General features: G+C 75.0%; 16 protein-coding genes. 11 read left to right on the top strand and 5 right to left on the bottom strand.

Features of this window, described 5'->3' with window-relative positions; all coding sequences use genetic code 11:
- Positions 1-88 precede the first annotated feature (88 nt).
- Positions 89-1,720, top strand: coding sequence for a hypothetical protein (locus KMZ30_RS15055; protein ID WP_215513228.1), 1,632 nt, complete (start codon positions 89-91; stop codon positions 1,718-1,720).
- Here KMZ30_RS15055 and KMZ30_RS15050 read toward each other — a convergent pair.
- On the bottom strand, positions 1,691-2,722 hold the full coding sequence (locus KMZ30_RS15050) for an NAD(P)-dependent alcohol dehydrogenase (RefSeq protein ID WP_215513229.1): 1,032 nt from the start codon (positions 2,720-2,722) through the stop codon (positions 1,691-1,693). The two genes, KMZ30_RS15055 and KMZ30_RS15050, sit on opposite strands and share 30 nt — an antisense overlap.
- Before the next feature lie 98 nt (positions 2,723-2,820).
- On the opposite strand from KMZ30_RS15050, the gene KMZ30_RS15045 reads away from it, so the two are divergent.
- The 10 genes from KMZ30_RS15045 (at position 2,821) to KMZ30_RS15000 (ending at position 11,312) form a co-directional block, all read left to right on the top strand.
- Positions 2,821-4,218 carry a DUF429 domain-containing protein gene (locus KMZ30_RS15045; protein ID WP_215513230.1) on the top strand — a complete coding sequence of 466 codons (1,398 nt, stop codon included), beginning with the start codon at positions 2,821-2,823 and terminating at the stop codon, positions 4,216-4,218.
- 64 nt (positions 4,219-4,282) lie between these two features.
- Entirely contained in the window at positions 4,283-4,693 is a 411-nt protein-coding gene (locus KMZ30_RS15040) for a VOC family protein (RefSeq protein ID WP_215513231.1), read from the top strand.
- A gap of 74 nt (positions 4,694-4,767) precedes the next feature.
- Complete coding sequence (locus tag KMZ30_RS15035) at positions 4,768-5,178, top strand: nitroreductase/quinone reductase family protein (RefSeq protein WP_215513232.1); 411 nt, start codon at positions 4,768-4,770, stop codon at positions 5,176-5,178.
- Positions 5,179-5,261: 83 nt separating this feature from the next.
- Positions 5,262-6,176, top strand: a complete 915-nt coding sequence (locus tag KMZ30_RS15030) for an SDR family oxidoreductase (RefSeq protein WP_215513233.1) — start codon at positions 5,262-5,264, stop codon at positions 6,174-6,176.
- Positions 6,177-6,319: 143 nt separating this feature from the next.
- The gene (locus tag KMZ30_RS15025) at positions 6,320-7,219 is read left to right on the top strand and encodes an NAD-dependent epimerase/dehydratase family protein (RefSeq protein ID WP_215513234.1); all 900 of its coding nucleotides are present in this window, start codon (positions 6,320-6,322) and stop codon (positions 7,217-7,219) included.
- A 167-nt stretch (positions 7,220-7,386) separates the two neighbouring features.
- Positions 7,387-9,048, top strand: coding sequence for a glycerol-3-phosphate dehydrogenase/oxidase (locus KMZ30_RS15020; protein ID WP_215513235.1), 1,662 nt, complete (start codon positions 7,387-7,389; stop codon positions 9,046-9,048).
- 100 nt (positions 9,049-9,148) lie between these two features.
- Complete coding sequence (locus tag KMZ30_RS15015) at positions 9,149-9,349, top strand: hypothetical protein (RefSeq protein WP_215513236.1); 201 nt, start codon at positions 9,149-9,151, stop codon at positions 9,347-9,349.
- Positions 9,350-9,433: 84 nt separating this feature from the next.
- Positions 9,434-10,174, top strand: a complete 741-nt coding sequence (locus KMZ30_RS15010) for a YqjF family protein (RefSeq protein WP_215513237.1) — start codon at positions 9,434-9,436, stop codon at positions 10,172-10,174.
- A complete protein-coding gene (locus KMZ30_RS15005) occupies positions 10,171-10,584 on the top strand; it encodes a hypothetical protein (RefSeq protein ID WP_215513238.1) in 414 nt (137 codons plus the stop codon). Before KMZ30_RS15010 ends, KMZ30_RS15005 begins: the two co-directional genes overlap by 4 nt.
- Before the next feature lie 71 nt (positions 10,585-10,655).
- The gene (locus KMZ30_RS15000) at positions 10,656-11,312 is read left to right on the top strand and encodes an SDR family oxidoreductase (protein ID WP_215513239.1); all 657 of its coding nucleotides are present in this window, start codon (positions 10,656-10,658) and stop codon (positions 11,310-11,312) included.
- Here KMZ30_RS15000 and KMZ30_RS14995 read toward each other — a convergent pair.
- The 4 genes from KMZ30_RS14995 to KMZ30_RS14980 form a co-directional block, all read right to left on the bottom strand.
- Positions 11,302-12,444, bottom strand: a complete 1,143-nt coding sequence (locus KMZ30_RS14995; protein ID WP_215513240.1) for a glutamate--cysteine ligase — start codon at positions 12,442-12,444, stop codon at positions 11,302-11,304. The genes KMZ30_RS15000 and KMZ30_RS14995 overlap by 11 nt on opposite strands.
- A 99-nt stretch (positions 12,445-12,543) precedes the next feature.
- Positions 12,544-13,500, bottom strand: coding sequence for a phosphotransferase (locus tag KMZ30_RS14990; RefSeq protein ID WP_215513241.1), 957 nt, complete (start codon positions 13,498-13,500; stop codon positions 12,544-12,546).
- Between the two features lie 3 nt (positions 13,501-13,503).
- The gene (locus tag KMZ30_RS14985; RefSeq protein WP_215513242.1) at positions 13,504-14,751 is read right to left on the bottom strand and encodes an arginine deiminase; all 1,248 of its coding nucleotides are present in this window, start codon (positions 14,749-14,751) and stop codon (positions 13,504-13,506) included.
- Positions 14,752-14,854: 103 nt separating this feature from the next.
- Positions 14,855-16,150: a YibE/F family protein gene (locus KMZ30_RS14980; protein ID WP_215513243.1), complete on the bottom strand. Its 1,296-nt coding sequence runs from the start codon at positions 16,148-16,150 to the stop codon at positions 14,855-14,857.
- Between the last annotated feature and the right edge of the window lie 6 nt (positions 16,151-16,156).

The raw sequence follows: 16,156 nt of genomic DNA, 5'->3' as shown, positions 1-16,156 counted from the left end.
GCCCCTCTGCGCCCGGATCGTCCGCAGGGTCGACCGGGCGCTCCCTACCCTGCGAGAGCACCCCTCCGTCCCACCCCGAGGACCCTCCATGCGCCCGCGCCCCCGCCCGCTCGCCCTCGGCGCCGTCCTGGCGACCGCCGCCGTGGCCCTCGTCGCCGGCGGGGCCACCCCGGTGGGAGCGGCCGCGGCCGCCTCGCCGCGCGGCTCCGTGAGCGGCAGGGTGACGGCGCTGGTCGCCGACGGCTTCCGGGACGCCCGCACGAGCACGACCCTCGCCGTCGTGCCGGACGGCGCACCCCGCGGGCTCGTCCCGCTCACCGGGGTGACGGCGACGGACGAGCACCCGCTCGTCGGCGCGCACGTCACCCTCCGCGGCACGCGCACGCCCTCCGGTGCGCTGCGGACGAGCGACGCCGCCCTCGCCGCGGCCGGCTCGGCGTCCCGCACGGCGGCGCTCGCGACCCCGTCGGGGACCGGCCCGCGCACCTACCGCGTGCTCGCGGTCTCGCTCCGTTTCGCCGACCGGCCCGCCGAGGCCCCGGCGAGCCCCAGCACGGTGTCGGCGCGCCTGTTCAGCGGGTCGGGCAGCGTCAAGGCGTACTACGCCGACAGCACCGACGGCCGCTGGACGGTCACCGGGCGGGCGGTCGGCCCCTACACCGTCACCCGGAGCAACCCGTCGAGCTGCGACTTCCGCGAGTGGGGCCAGCGCGCCCTGGCCGCCGCGACCGCCGCGAAGGTCGACACGAGCGCCTACACGAACATCATGGTCGTCGTGCCCCGCCAGGCCTCCTGCGGCTGGGACGGCCTCGCCGAGGTGCCGGGGACGTGGTCGTGGATCAACCAGAACAGCCCCTCGCTGCTCGTCACGGCCCACGAGCTGGGGCACAACCTCGGTGAGCACCACGCCTCGGGGTACCGGTGCACGACGGGCACGACGAACGTGACGCTCGGCGCCCCGGCGGGCTGCTCCGACCCGACGGGGACGGCGCTCGAGTACGCGGACCCGTTCTCGGTCATGGGCAACACGAACGCCCGCCTGCACACGGCCACGGCACGCGACCACTTCGAACTCCTCCCGCCGACGACCGTCGCGGCCGGCGAGGCCCGCACCCTGCGCATCGTCCCCTCGGACTCGACCTCGGGGCTGCGCGAGGTGCGCGTCCCCCGCCCGGACGGCACCTGGCTCACCGCCGAGCTGCGGTCCACGACCGGTGTCTTCGACACGTTCACCGCGTCCGACCCGGCGGTCCGCGGCGTGACGTTCCGCATCGACCGCGGGCCGGCCCACCAGACCTGGCTCGTCGACGGCAAGCCGTCGACCTCCTCCTTCGCCGACGCGCCCGTGCTGCCCGGCGGCTCGGTGACCGACGCCCTGAGCGGGGCACGCATCGACGTCGTGTCGGTGTCGCGCTCCGGGGCGACGCTGCGCATCGGCTCCGCGGTGGCGGCCCCAGACCTCGTCGCCGCCGCGAGCGGCTCGACCGTCTCCGCCCGGTGGACGGCGCCCTCGGGGGTCGTCTCGCCGCAGGGCTACGACGTCTCCCTCGACGACCGCCCGGCGGAGCGCGTCACGACCACCGCCTGGACCGGGACCGCGCGCGCCGGGTGGCACACGCTGCGGGTCCGGGCGGTCTCGTCCGGCGGCGTCGTGCAGCCGGCGGCGACGGTGACGGTCAGGGTCGTCGCCTCACCCTTCGCGGGCCTCCGCGCGCGCTGACGGCCGCGCGACCGGGCGGGGCGTCCCGCCCTGCGGGGCGACGCGGACGACGACCTTTCCGCGGGCCCGACCGGCGGCGACGTGCTCGAGCGCCCGGGCGGTCTCGGCCAGCGGGACGACGTGGTCGAGCACCGGGCGCACCGCGCCGGCCTCGACGAGCGCCACGAGCTCGGCGAGGTCCGCGGCGCGCTCGCGGGACACGTGCATGACGAGCCGCTGGCGGACGAACGGCGAGAGCAGGGCGGCCCCGACGGACCGCTCGAGGCCACCGAGCCAGCGGCCGGGTGCCTCGCTGCCGACGACGACGAGGGTGCCCCGGGGCGCGAGCACCGCCCGGAGGGTGCGCAGGCTGCGGTGGCCCCCGATGTCGACGACCGCGTCGTAGCGGACACCCTCGGCGTCGACGTCGGCGTCCTCGTGGGCGACGACGTGTGCGGCGCCGAGCTCCCGGACGAGGTCGGCCTTCTCCCGGCTGCAGACGGCGGTCACCCGGGCCCCGGCCGCGACGGCGAGCTGGACGGCGTACGTCCCGACCCCGCCCGACGCGCCGACGACGAGGACGCGCTGCCCGGCCCCGACCGCGGCCGTGCGCACCGCCTGGAGCGCGGTGAGCCCCGACACCGGGAGGGCCGCGGCCTCCTCCTCGTCGAGCGTCCGCGGCGCGGCGGCGAGCCGGGCCAGCGGCACGACGGCCAGCTCCGCGCAGGACCCGTCGGCCGTCCCGACGACCCGGTCGCCGACGGCGACGCCCGTGACGCCGGGCCCGAGACCGACGACCGTGCCGCAGAGGTCGCGGCCGGGGACCGGGAACCGGGGACGACGCAGGCCGAGGCCGAGGCGGGCGAGCAGTGGCCGTCCGGTCATCACGTGCACGGTGCCGCGGTCGAGGCCGGCGGCGGCGACCCGCACGAGCACCTCGCCCCGGCGCGGGACCGGGTCCGGCCGGTCGGTGAGGTGGAGGCGCTCGGGGCCTCCGTACTGCTCCTGGACGACGGCGCGCACGGGCTTCTCCCTTACAGCGTAAGAACAACGGGCTGACCGCACCGTAGCCTTACGTCGTAAGATCGCGCAAGACCGATCCCTCGACCCCCGGAGACGCCGTGCCACCCCACCCCCGCACCCCGCGCCCGCCGCTGAGCCGCGCCCGCATCGTCGAGGAGGCGGTGGCCCTCGCGGACGCCGACGGCCTCGGCGCGCTGTCGATGCGCACCCTCGCCGGTCGGCTCGGGGTCGAGGCGATGTCGCTCTACCACCACGTGCCGAACAAGGACGCGCTCCTCGACGCGATGGTCGACGCGGTCTTCGCGGAGCTGCACACGCCGGTCGTGGGCGGCGCCTGGCGCCCGGAGCTGCGCGCCCGCTCGGTGTCCGGGCGGGCGGCCCTGCTGCGCCACCGCTGGGCGATCGGGCTGATGGACGCGCGCCGCTCCCCCGGGCCCGCGGCCGTCGCGCACCACGACGCCGTCATCGGATGCCTTCGCGCGCAGGGCTTCTCGCTCGCCGCCGTCGGCCACGTCTTCGCACTCGTCGACGCGCACCTCTACGGCTTCATGGTCCAGGAGCTGTCGCTCCCCTTCGCCGGGCAGGAGGAGCTGGCGCAGCTCGAGGCCGAGATCATCGACGAGGCGGTGGCGGCGGCCCACCCGCACTTCACCGAGTTCGCCCGCGACCACACGATGCGCCCCGGGTGGTCGTTCGGGGCGGAGTTCGAGGTGACGCTCGACCTCGTCCTCGGGGCGGTCGAGGGCCTCGCGCCGGCCGAGCCCGTCGCACCGGCCGGGCCGACGGTCCCGCCCCCCGTCACGGTCGACGTCCCGGTCCTCGGCGTCGACGGCTGCACGGCCGGCTGGGTCGGCGCGCTGCTCGAGCCGGGCGCGCCCCGGCCGCGCGTCGTCGTCGCCTCGACGATCGCCGAGCTCGTCGAGACCGTCCGCGAGGTCGCCGACGTGCGGGTCGTCGGCATCGACATCCCGATCGGGCTGCCCGACAGCACCACCCGGGCCGCGGACGCCCTGGCCCGTCGCGCACTGCCGGGCAAGGCGTCGTCGGTGTTCACCACGCTGACCCGCGAGGCCTACGGGGCTCCCGACCGCGCCTCCGCGGACACCGTCAACCGCGCGCTGAGCGGGCAGGGCGTCGGGGCGCAGGCCTTCGCCCTGCGCGCCAAGATCCTCGAGGTGGACGCGTGGGTCCGCTCGCGACCCACCGTCGAGGTGCTCGAGGTCCATCCCGAGGTCTGCTTCGCCCGGATGTCCGGCGCCCCCCTCCGGCCCGGCAAGAAGACCGACGAGGGACGCCGGGCACGCCTCGACGCCCTCGCGGCCGCCGGCGTCCCCCGACCGTCGGTGCTCGAGGGGCGGGGCTACGCCGCCGACGACGTCCTCGACGCGTGCGCCGTCGCCTGGACCGCCGCCCGTCACGCGGCCGGCGGGTCCGAGCGCCTGCCGGACCCGCCGGAGGTCTTCTCGGACGGCATCCCGGCGGCCATCCACGTCTGACGTCCGCCACCCCCGGCGGGCAACCCGGTTGGCCGGCCCCCGCCGCCGGTGGGAGGGTGACGGCATGACCGCGCGCGTCTCCCACACCTCCGTCGACTGCCGCAACGCCTACGAGCTCTCCGAGTGGTGGAAGGGCGTCCTCGACTACACCGACCTGCCCGACGACCCGAACGAGCCGGGCCACGAGGAGTGCATGCTCGTCAGCCGCGACCGCACGCACCGGATCCTCTTCATCGAGGTGCCCGAGGAGAAGACGGTCAAGAACCGCATCCACCTCGACCTCGAGCCCGTCGAGGGCAGCCGTGACGACGAGCTGGCGCGCCTGCTCGCGCACGGCGCGACCGAGGTCGCCGACCTGCGTGGCAAGTACGGCCCGGGCACCGGCTGGGTCGTGCTCGCCGACCCCGAGGGCAACGAGTTCTGCATCCTGCGCAACCACGCGGAGCGCGAGGCCGCGAAGGGCCCGGCGGAATAGCGTCGCGCGCGGCGTCGCTGACCCCCTCGACACGAGGGCGCGCGGCGCCCCGGAGGCAGCAGGAGGTGGCCGTCGTGGCCGACTGGAACCAGAGCATCATCGACGAGTTCCGCAGCAACGGCGGCACGGTCCGGACCATGGGCTTCGGCCGCGGCCTCGTCCTGCTGCACCACGTGGGGGCGCGCACCGGCACCCCGCGCGTGTCGCCGCTCGCCACCGTCCGCGACGGCGAGGACGTCTGGCTCGTCGCCGCCTCCAAGGGCGGCGCGCCGGACAACCCCGACTGGTTCCACAACCTGCGCGCCCACCCGGAGACCGAGATCGAGACACCGAACGACGGCACGGTGCCGGTGACCGCGCGGGTGCTCCCGCCGGAGGAGCGCGACGCCGCCTGGGCCCGCTTCACCGCGATGTCCGAGGGCTTCCGGTCCTACGAGCAGAAGACGACGCGCGTCATCCCCGTCGTCGAGCTGCGCCGCCGCTGACCCCGCCGTGCCGCGCCGGCGGCGGAACCCCGCCGGCGCCCCGCGCGCTGACCCCCCGAGAGCCCGACCACCGAGGAGCACGCATGAGCCGCTGGACCTTCGAGCAGATCCCCGACCTCACCGGACGCCGCGCGGTCGTCACCGGGGCGAACTCCGGCATCGGGCTGGTCGAGGCGCGCGAGCTCGCCCGGCACGGCGCCGACGTCGTCCTCGCCGTCCGCAACACGCAGGCCGGCGAGCAGGCGGCCGAGCGCATCCGGCGCACCGGAGCCCCCGGCGCGGTCTCGGTGCGGCGGCTCGACCTCGCCTCCCAGGCGTCGGTGCGCGAGTTCGCCGAGGCGTGGGACGGGCCGCTCGACCTGCTGCTCAACAACGCCGGCGTCATGACCCCGCCCCGGTACCGCGAGACCGAGGACGGCTTCGAGCTGCAGTTCGGCACCAACCACCTCGGCCACTTCGCGCTGACCGGCCTCCTCCTGCCGCACCTGCTCGACGCCCCCGCCGCGCGCGTGACGACCGTGGCCTCGATCGCGCACCACCGGGGCGACGGCGCGGTGTGCGAGGGCAACCCGCGCGAGAGCTACGACCCGCAGACGACCTACGGCCGCTCCAAGCTGGCCAACCTCCTCTTCGCCGACGAGCTCGAGCGACGCGCCCGCGACGCCGGCGTCGCGCTCACCTCGAACGCCGCCCACCCCGGCGTCTCCGCGACCAACCTCGTCGCGAGCAAGGACGGCATGGGGGCGATCCCCGTCGTCGGCACGATCGGCCAGCTCGGCGTGCGCCTGCTCTTCCCCGGTCCTGAGAAGGGCGCCGAGGGACCGCTGTACGCCGCGACGGTCGCCGGCGGGGGGACCTACTCCGGCCCGACCGGCATCGGCGAGACGCGAGGTCCGGTCGGCGAGGCCCGCCGCTCGCGCTGGGCGCAGGACGCGACCCTCGGCCGCACGCTCTTCGACCGCTCCGAAGAGCTGACGGGCGTCTCCTTCGCCCTCTGACCCCCCGCCACCCCTCCCCTCCCTTGCCCGAACGTGTGTGAAGAACGTCGCCATGACGCCGTTCTTCACACACGTTCGCGGTGGGAGCGGGTCGGGCTGCGCACCCGGGCCGAAGTCATCGGTCGGGGTGTGAGGATGACGGGATGCGCATCCTCCTCACCGGTGGCAGCGGCAAGGCCGGCCGCCACGTCGTCCCGTACCTCGTCGAGCACGGCCACACCGTCACCAACCTCGACCGCGCCCCGCTCGGCCTCGACGGCGTCACCGACCTCGACGTCGAGCTGACCGACCTCGGGCAGCTGCTCTCCACGCTGCGGATGCCCGCCTCCTTCGACGAGCTCGACGAGCCGCAGGAGCGGGCCTACGACGCGATCGTCCACCTGGCCGCGGTCCCCGCCATCCTGCTCAAGGCCGACAACGAGACCTACGCCAACAACGTCCTCTCGACGTGGAACGTCCTCGAGGCCGCCTCGATCCTCGGCATCCGCAAGGTCGTCTTCGCCTCGTCCGAGACCACGTACGGCATCTGCTTCGCGCGCGGCGAGCGCAAGCCCGAGTATCTGCCGGTCGACGAGGAGCACCCGACGGTGCCCGAGGACGCCTACGCGACCTCCAAGGTCGTCAACGAGACGACGGCACGCTCGCTGCAGCGCCGCACCGGGGCCGACGTCTACGGGCTGCGGATCAACAACGTCATCGAGCCGCACGAGTACGCGGAGCGCTTCCCCGGCTTCCTCGAGGACCCCGCCCAGCGGCGGCGCAACATCTTCGCCTACATCGACGTCCGTGACCTCGCGCAGGCGATCGACCGCTGCCTGGCCACCGACGGCCTCGGGTTCGAGGTCTTCAACATCGCCAACGCCGACCACTCCGTCGCCGCGACGACGGCCGAGCTCGTCGAGCAGTTCTACGACGGGGTCGAGGTCCGCCGCGAGATGGGCGAGCACGAGACCTTCTTCTGCATCGACAAGGCCAAGCGCCTCCTCGGCTACGAGCCGCAGCACTCCTGGCGCGACGTCCTCGACGACCCCCGCGCCGGCTGACCCCCGCACCACCCACTGATTGCGAGTTCCGCCGCTCGACACACCGCCCGACGGCGTGTCGAGCGGCAGAACTCGCAAGAAGTCGTGGGGGCGGGCGGGGAGGGGGCGCTTGTCCAGCCCCGCCACCTCCGCGCCGGTGCGCCCCGCGGGACGCCTAGGCTGGGGTCATGAGCCTGCGATCGGCGAACATCGAGCGGATCGACGGCGGCCTGTTCGACGTCCTCGTCGTCGGCGCCGGCATCAACGGCGCCGTCTCCGCGGCGGCGCTGGCCGGCCGTGGGGCCTCCGTCGCGCTCATCGACCGGGGCGACTTCGGCGGCTTCGTCAGCCAGGAGTCGTCCAACCTCGTGTGGGGCGGCTTCAAGTACCTCGAGAACTACGAGCTGCCGCTCGTCTTCGGCCTGTGCCGCAGCCGCAACCGGCTGATGAAGGCCTACCCCGACAACATCCGCGAGATCGGCTTCCTCGCCGCGCTCGACCACGGCTCCCCGTATGCGCCGTGGTTCGCCGGGCTGGGGGCCACCGCGTACTGGGGCATCGGCCTCTTCGGCACCAAGCGCCCGCACCTCTACGACGCCGACGACGTCAAGGAGCAGGAGCCGGCCATCGACACGACCGACGTCCGCGGGGCCATCGAGTACCGCGACGCCTTCCTCGTCGACAACGACAGCCGGTTCGTCTTCTCCTTCGTCCGCTCCGCCCTCGAGGCCGGCGCCTCCGTGGCCAACTATGTCGAGCTCGTCTCGGCCGAGCGGATCGGCGACCGCTGGGTCTGCCGCCTGCGCGACACCGACACCGGCCGCGAGGTGACGACCGCCGCGCGCGTCGTCGTCAACGCCGCCGGGCCGTTCGTCGACGAGATCAACGAGTCCTGGGACCTGCGCACCGAGCACCGCATCGTCTACTCCAAGGGCATCCACCTCGTCGTCCCCCGCCTGACGACGACCACGCACGACCGCGTGCTGGCCTTCTTCGACGACACCCAACGCCTCTTCTACGTCATCCCGATGGGCCGCCGCTCGGTCATCGGCACGACCGACACCCGCGTCGACAGCCCGTACACCGAGGTGACCGACGAGGACCGTGAGTTCCTCCTCGAGCAGATCAACAAGCGCCTCGACCTCGCGCAGCCGCTGACCGCCGACGACGTCATCGCCGAGCGCTGCGGTGTGCGCCCGCTCGTCGTCAGCCGTGGCGCGGGCGACCAGGACCAGGCCGACTGGACCTCGCTGTCGCGCAAGCACGAGATCGAGCGCGACGACCACCAGCGCGTCGTCACCGTCCTCGGCGGCAAGCTGACGGACTGCCTCAACGTCGGCGAGGAGGTCGCGGAGGAGGTCGTGCGCCTCGGCATCCCGCTCGAGAAGGACCTCGGCAACTGGTACGGCGAGCCCGCCGCACAGACCCGCGCCGAGTTCTACCGGCAGGCCCGGCTGATGCGCCTGGACGCGCTGCGGACCAAGCCCGACACCGAGCCGCTGACCGACCGGCTGTGGCGCCGCTACGGCCGGCGCGCCTTCGACCTGCTCGAGGCCATCCGCGCCGACCCGTCGATGGGCGAGGACGTCATGGGCTCGGCCGACTACCTGCGCGCCGAGCTCTACACGGCCGCGCAGCACGAGATGGTCGTGACCCTCGACGACTTCATGCGCCGTCGCTCCAAGATCGACCTCGTCGTGCGCGACGAGGACATCGAGGGGTCCGAGGGGCTGCGCGAGGTCGCCCGGATCCTCTTCGGGGACGACGCCGACCGGCGCCTCGCCGAGTACCTCGACGCCCGCCACCGCGAGCGGCACACCGTGGCCGACGAGGACCGCACCTCGGCCTGAGGGGTGCCCGCGGCGGGTCCGGTGACGCCCGGGACGCCCTGACAGCGACCCCACAGGCGGGGCCGAGGCCATCCCGAGGCACCCGCCGGAGGGTGGAGCCATGACGACGACGACGGCTCCGCTCCCGACCACCGCCCCCACGACCGCGTCGGTCCGCGACCTCATCGCGGAGCTCGCCTCGACCGAGGACGCCCTGCGCGGCCGAGCGCACCACGGCCTCTCGGAGCGCGACCTGCGCGTCGTCCGGCGCCAGGCGGCGGTCGTCCGCGAGCTGCGTCGTCGGCGCTCCCGCCTGCACTGACGGCCGGCCGGTTCCTTCGACGGCGACCCGCGACCGGCGCCCCCGAGCCGCCCGGTGCGCCTGCAGCCGACCGACACTCGGAGCATGCAGGCACGGGTCGAGGCTCCTCCGCTGACGGGCCCACGGACGATGCGCCAGCAGTGGCGCGACATCACGTTCGTCCACTGGGCGGTCGAGCCCGAGCGCGTGGCCCCCCTGCTGCCGGCCGGCGCCCACCCCGACGTCCTCGACGGCGTGACGTACGTCGGCCTCATCCCCTTCCGGATGCACCGGGCCGGCTTCGGCCGCGGGCCGGCCGTGCCGTGGCTCGGCGACTTCCTCGAGACCAACGTCCGCTTCTACTCGCGCGACGACGAGGGACGGCACGGCGTGGTCTTCGGGTCGCTGGAGTGCGAGCGCACCCTCGTCGCCGTCGGTGCCCGCGTCGTCTTCGGCACGCCGTACACGTGGGCCCGGATGCGGATGGAGCGCTCCGGCGACGAGGTCCGCTACACCTCGACGCGCCGGCTGCCCGGCCCGCGCGGCGCCCGCTCGACGATGCGGGTCCGTGTCGGCGAGGAGCTGCCCGAGCCGGACCCGGTGTCCGAGTTCGTCACCGCGCGCTTCGGCCTGCACACGCGCGTCGCCGGGCGGACGGCGTGGGTCCCCAACGAGCACCCACCGTGGCCGCTGCGCCGGGCCGAGCTGCTCGATCTCGACGACGAGCTGCTCGGCGCCGCCGGGTTCGACGACCTCGCCGCGCGCCCGCCGGACAGCGTCCTGCACTCGGCCGGGACGCGGACCGCGTTCGGGGTGCCCCGCCGGCTGCGGACCGCCGGCCGGTGACCCCGCTCGTCGCCCTCGCCGCCGTGGCCGCGTGGCACGCGGCGTTCCAGCTGGCCGTCAGCACGCTCGCCTACCCGACCCTCCTCGAGCAGCCGGTCGACCGCTTCGCCGCCGCCCACGACCGGCACTCGCGCCGCGTGCTCGTCCTCGTCGTCCCGACGTACGCCGCCGTGCTCGGTGCCGTCGTGTGGGCCGTCGCCGCTGGGCCGCGCACGCCCGCGGTGCTGCTGGCGGTCGCCCTCCAGGGGGTCGTGCTGCTCCTCACCGCGCTCCTCGCCGCGCCGACCCACGGGGCGCTCGGGCGCGAGGGGCGCACCCCGGCGCTCGCCCGGCGGCTGCGCGCCGTCGACGCCGCGCGCTCCGTGACGGCGCTCGCCGGGCTCGTGGCCGCCGTCGCCGCCCTCGCCTGACCGTCCCCCCACGCCCCTCCGGACTGTCGAAGGTCCGGAACAGCGGCCACGACGCCGGTGTTGGCCCGGACATGCGCATCCTCACGATCGGCGGCCACGGCAAGGTCGCTCGCCACCTGACCCCCCTCCTCACCGAGCGCTCCCACGAGGTCACCGCGGTGATCCGCAACCCCGAGCACACGGCCGACGTCGAGGCCGACGGCGCGACCGCGAAGGTCGCCGACGTCCAGTCGATGTCGACCGCCGAGCTCGCCGACCTCGTCCGCGGCCACGACGCCGTCGTCTGGTCCGCCGGCGCCGGCGGCGGCGACCCCGAGCGCACCTACGCCGTCGACCGCGACGCCGCCATCCGCTCGATGGACGCCGCCCTCGAGGCCGGCGTCGAGCGGTACGTCATGGTGTCCTACTACGGCGCCGGGCCGGACCACGGTGTGCCGGAGGACGACGCCTTCTTCGCCTACGCGGACGCCAAGACCGCGGCCGACGAGCACCTGCAGGCCTCGGGCCTCGCGTGGACCCTCGTCCGCCCCAGCGCCCTGACCGACGACCCGTCAACCGGCCGCATCGAGACCTCGCGCACCGGTGCGGGCAAGGGGTCGGTGCCGCGCGCCGACGTCGCCCTCGTCATCGCCGAGGTGCTCGCGCGCCCGGGCACGGCGCACGCCGTCGTCGAGTTCAACACCGGCGACACCCCGGTCGCCGACGAGCTCGACGCCGTCAGCCGCTGACGAGCGCCGCGCGGACGGCGGCCCGCAGATCGCCGTCCGCCGCGGCCACGGCCTCGCGCATCCGCGTGTAGCCCCCGCCGCCGCGCGCCAGTCGCTCGACACCCGCGAGCTCGTCGACGCAGCCGAGCCGACGCGCCACCGGCTGCAACCGCTCGAGGAGCTCGAGCACGTCGTCGACCACCGGCACCTCGCGGCTGTCCGCATCCACGATGACGATGGCCTCGAGCCCGTACCGCGCTGCGCGCCACTTGTTCTCCTGCACGTGCCAGGGCGGCAGCGGTGCGGGGAGCCGGCCGACGTCGAGCTGCTCCTCCAGGTGCACGACGAGGCAGTGCACGAGCGCCGCGACCGCCGCGACGTCGGCCGGGCTCGACAGCCCGTCGCACGCCCGCACCTCGATGGTCCCGAGGCCGAGCGAGGGCCGGATGTCCCAGCGCAGCTCGCTGACGTCGTCGACGACCCCCGTCGTGAACACGTCGTGGAGGTAGGTGCGGTACTGCGCCCAGGACTCGAACTGGAAGGGCAGGCCGGCGGTCGGCAGCTGCTGGAAGAGCATCGTCCGGTTGCTCGCGTACCCGGTGTCGACGCCGCCGGTGAACGGTGACGACGCGGAGAGCGCCGTGAGGTGCGGGTGGTAGGTGAGCAGTGCGTTGACGAGCGGCCACACCTTGGCGGCCGACGTGATGCCGACGTGGACGTGCACGCCGTAGATGACCATCTGCCGGCCCCACCACTGGGTGCGGTCGATGAGCGTCGCGTAACGCTCGCCGGAGGAGACCTCCTGGTCCTCCCACCGGCTGAAGGGGTGCGCGCCGCCGCCGAACAGCGCGAGGCCGCGCTCGTCGGCCGCGCGACGGACCTGGTCGAGCCCGTGCTGCAGGTCCTCCGCGGCCGCGGCCGCGTTGTCGCAGATGCCGGTGACGATCTCGAGGGTGTTGGTCAGCAGCTCGTTCGTGACGGACGAGCGTCCGGCGGAGGCCGACCCGCTGCGCGACCCGCCGTCGTCGAGGGCCGCGATGAGCTCGGGTGCGCGCGAGACGAGGTCGAGGGTGTCGGGGTCGACGAGGCCGAGCTCCCACTCGACACCGAGGGTGCGGCCCGCGGACGGGTGGAACGTGCGGTCGGGGCTCATCGGGGGGTCCCTCCGGTGGTCGAGCACTGGTGCCCGAGCCTACGGGGCGGGGCGCCGGGGGTGCCCGGTGACCTGCGCTGACGTCGACCTGCGCCGACGTCAGCGTCCGAGCTCCTCGAGGGTGCCCCGCAGCGAGCGCAGCTGCCACGCGGTGTCGGCGTCCTCGGCGGGCGCGGCCGCGAGGTCGACGACGTACGCGGCGACGTCGGCGAGGGCCCAGCGGCGCTCGCGCCGGCGCATCCGGTCCCGGGAGGGCGTGCGGCCCGTGAGGTCGGCGTAGAGGGCGACGACGTCGAGGTCCGTGCGGGCGGCGACGAGCCACAGGTCTCGCTCGGGCTCGGCGCGGCGGGCGGTGTCCCAGTCGACGAGCACCGGGCCGTCGGCGGTGACGACGACGTTGCCCGGGTGCGGCTCGCCGTGGGTCAGCACCGTGGCGCCGGGGCCGGGCAGGTCCGCGGCGTCCTCGCGCAGCGCCTCGCGCACGGCCGCGGCGTGCCGGCGCAGGAGCCCGGTGACGACCCCGGCCAGCGGCCCTCCGGTGAGCGGCTCGTCGCGCTCGCAGCGGTCCAGCGCCGCCACGAGCCCGTCGACCCCGGGCAGGGCGGGGTCCTCGGGCCGCGCCGGGGTGCTCGCGGCGTGGAGCATGTGGAGGTCGGCGAGCAGGCGGACGACCGCCTCGGCGGTGGCGTCGGGCCACCGGTCGGAGAACCCGCCGGCCCCACCGTCGAGCCAGGGCTGCACGGACACCGACCACGCGCCGTGACGGTGCAGCAGCGCCCCGTCGGCCGCGGCGACCGGGCCGTGTGCTCCGTCGACGCCGTGGGCGCGGGCCGCCGCAGGCACCCCGTACGCGGCCGCCAGCGCCTCGACGGCACCGTCGTCGGGGGTCGCGTCGGCCGTGACGAACCAGCGCCGCCCCGCGGCCGCCGTCGCCGCCCAGTGGTGGCTGCCGTAGCCGACCGGGAGGTGGGTGAGCGAGAGGGCCGTCGCGTCCCAGCCCCGCCGCACGACGTCGAGGACGTCGGCGTCCGGGAGGTCACGCGGCGGGGACTGCACCGGTCAGTAGTCGACGGGGTCGCGCACGAGCGGGCAGGTCATGCAGTGGCCGCCACCGCGGCCCCGGCCCAGCTCCGAGCCGACGATCTCGACGACCTCGATGCCGGCGTCGCGCAGCAGGGCGTTCGTCGTCGTGTTCCGGTCGTAGGTGAAGACGACACCCGGCTCGACCGCGACGGCGTTGTTGCCGCTGTCCCACTGCTGTCGCTCGGAGGCGTACACGTCACCGCCGGTCTCGATGACGCGCAGGCCGTCGAGGTCGAGCGCCTCGGCGACGACCTTGGTGAACGTGCCCTCGCCGCGGTCCTCGACCTCCACGCCGGGGTCGGTGTCGGAGGGGTGGAGGACGAAGGTGTGCGCCCCGTCCATGACGTTCGGGTAGAGCGTGACGACGTCGCGGTCGGCGAACGTGAAGACGGTGTCGAGGTGCATCGCGGCGCGCAGCTGCGGCAGGCCGGCGACGACGACCTTCTCGGCCGCGCCCTGCGCGAAGAGGGAAGCCGCCACCTGGGTGATCGCCTGGCGCGAGGTGCGCTCGCTCATCCCGACGAGGACGACGCCGTTGCCGACCGGCATGACGTCACCGCCCTCGAGGGTCGCCTCGCCCCAGTCGGTCTCGGGGTCGCCCCACCACACCGTCGCCCCGGCGAAGTCGGGGTGGAAGCGGTAGATCGCCTTGTAGATGATCGTCTCGTTCTGGCGGGCCGGCCAGTAGAGCGGGTTGAGCGTCAGCCCGCCGTACACCCAGCACGTCGTGTCCCGCGTGTAGAGGGTGTTGGGCAGCGGGGGCAGCAGGTACTCGCGCGCGCCGGTCTGCTCGCGGGCCAGCATGACGAACGGGGTGCGGAAGTCGTCGGGCAGGTCGGGGATCGCGAGGCCGCCGATGAGGAACTCCGCGAGCCGCGCCGGCTCGAGGGTCTCGAGGAAGGCCCGCGTGGAGTCGACGAGCCCGAGGCCGACGTGGTTCGGCACGATCTTGCGGTCGAGCAGCCAGTCGCGCGCGCCGGGGATGGCCATCGTCTCGGCGAGGACGTCGTGGAGCTCGACCACCTCGACCCCGAGGCCGCGCAGCTTCTGGACGAAGTCGGCGTGGTCGCGCTCGGCCTGCCCGACCCACATGACGTCGTCGAAGAGCAGGTCGGCGCTGTTGGTCGGGGTGAGCCGCCGGTGCGCGAGGCCCGGCCGGCAGACGAGGACCTTGCGCAGGCGCCCGACCTCGGAGTGCACCCCCAGCGTGCTGGCGTCGATCATCGTGCTCCTCGCAGGTGGTGGACGGGCGGCCCGGCCGCGCCGTCGTGCCCGCGGACCGGACCTCGATCCCACCACACCGCCCGGCCCGTCGACCAGTGCGGGCTCAGGCGGGCGCGGCGACCTCGGCCCCCGCGGGGGCCGGTGCGTCCTCCCGCGGCGGTGGGGCGACGACGACGGCGACCGCGGTCGTCGCGGGGATGGCCAGGACCAGACCGACGGCGCTGGCCAGCGTGCGGACGACCTCGGCCGTGATGTCCTCGGAGAGGAACAGCTTGTCGGCGCCCTGCCCGGAGAGCGCGATGAGCAGGAGGATCGGCAGCGCGGCTCCGGCGTAGGCGAACACGATGGTGTAGACGGTCGAGGCGAGGTGGTCGCGACCGATGCGCATCGCCGAGGCGAACAGCGCCCGGCGGCTGCGCCGGGGGTCGGCGGCGCGCAGCTCCCAGACGGCCGAGGTCTGGCTGATCGTCACGTCGTTGAGCACGCCGAACGCCGCGATGAGGACGCCGCACGCGACGAGGTCGTGCAGCCTGACGTCGGTCGCGAGCGCCTGCAGCAGACCGCTGTTCTCGTCGCCGACGCCGGTCAGCCGGGCGGCGTCGGAACCGAGGACGCCCGCGACGGCGGTCAGCCCGAGACCGAGCACGGTCCCGAGCAGCGCCGTCGAGGTGCGCAGGCTCAGGCCGTGCGTCAGGTAGAGGACGACGAGCATGGTCGCGCCGGAGGCGGTGAGCCCCACCGCGACCGGGTTCGCGCCGTCGAGCAGCGACGGAGCCACGAAGAACAGGAGGATCGCCCCGCCGACCCCGAGGCTGACCAGCGCGGCGAGGCCCCGCCAGCGCGCGACGAGCAGCACGAGGACGACGAAGACCGCGGCGAGGACGAGCAGCGGCGGCTGGCGCTCGACCCCGGCGTACGAGTACGCGCTGTCGAGGATCGCCCCCTGTTCCTGCGCCGAGTCGAGCGCGGCGTCCGGCAGCTTCAGCAGCGTCACCGTGTCGCCGGCCCGCAGCCCCGAGCGGCTGACCTCCGGCTGGATGCGCACCGTCTGCTCCGAGCCGTCGTCGAGTCGCACCGTCAGCTGCCCGCAGTCGGGGTCGCCGGTCGGCACGTCGTCCGTCGAGTCTGGGGCGACGGCGGGGCAGGGGGCCGTCAACGAGACGACGCTTCCCTGCGGGAAGGTCGCGCCCTGCACCGCGTAGTCGAGCTGAGGGTCGGTCGGCAGCTCGCCGCGCGGCCAGAGGGTGACCAGGCCGAACACGGTCGCTGCCGCCGTGAGCAGGACGAGGGCGACGACGACGACCCGCGTCACGAGGGGCGTCGGCGGCAGGCGGTCGGTCGCCTCGTCGGGCAGCGCTCCGTGCGCCGCGGCGTCCGGCAGCGCGTGGTGGTGGCTCATCGGCGG

The sequence above is a fragment of the Phycicoccus mangrovi genome (genome assembly GCF_018729305.1).
Taxonomy (GTDB): domain Bacteria; phylum Actinomycetota; class Actinomycetes; order Actinomycetales; family Dermatophilaceae; genus Phycicoccus; species Phycicoccus jejuensis.
The sequence above is the reverse complement of the archived record's forward strand: the minus strand, read 5'-3'. Positions and strand labels throughout refer to the sequence as shown.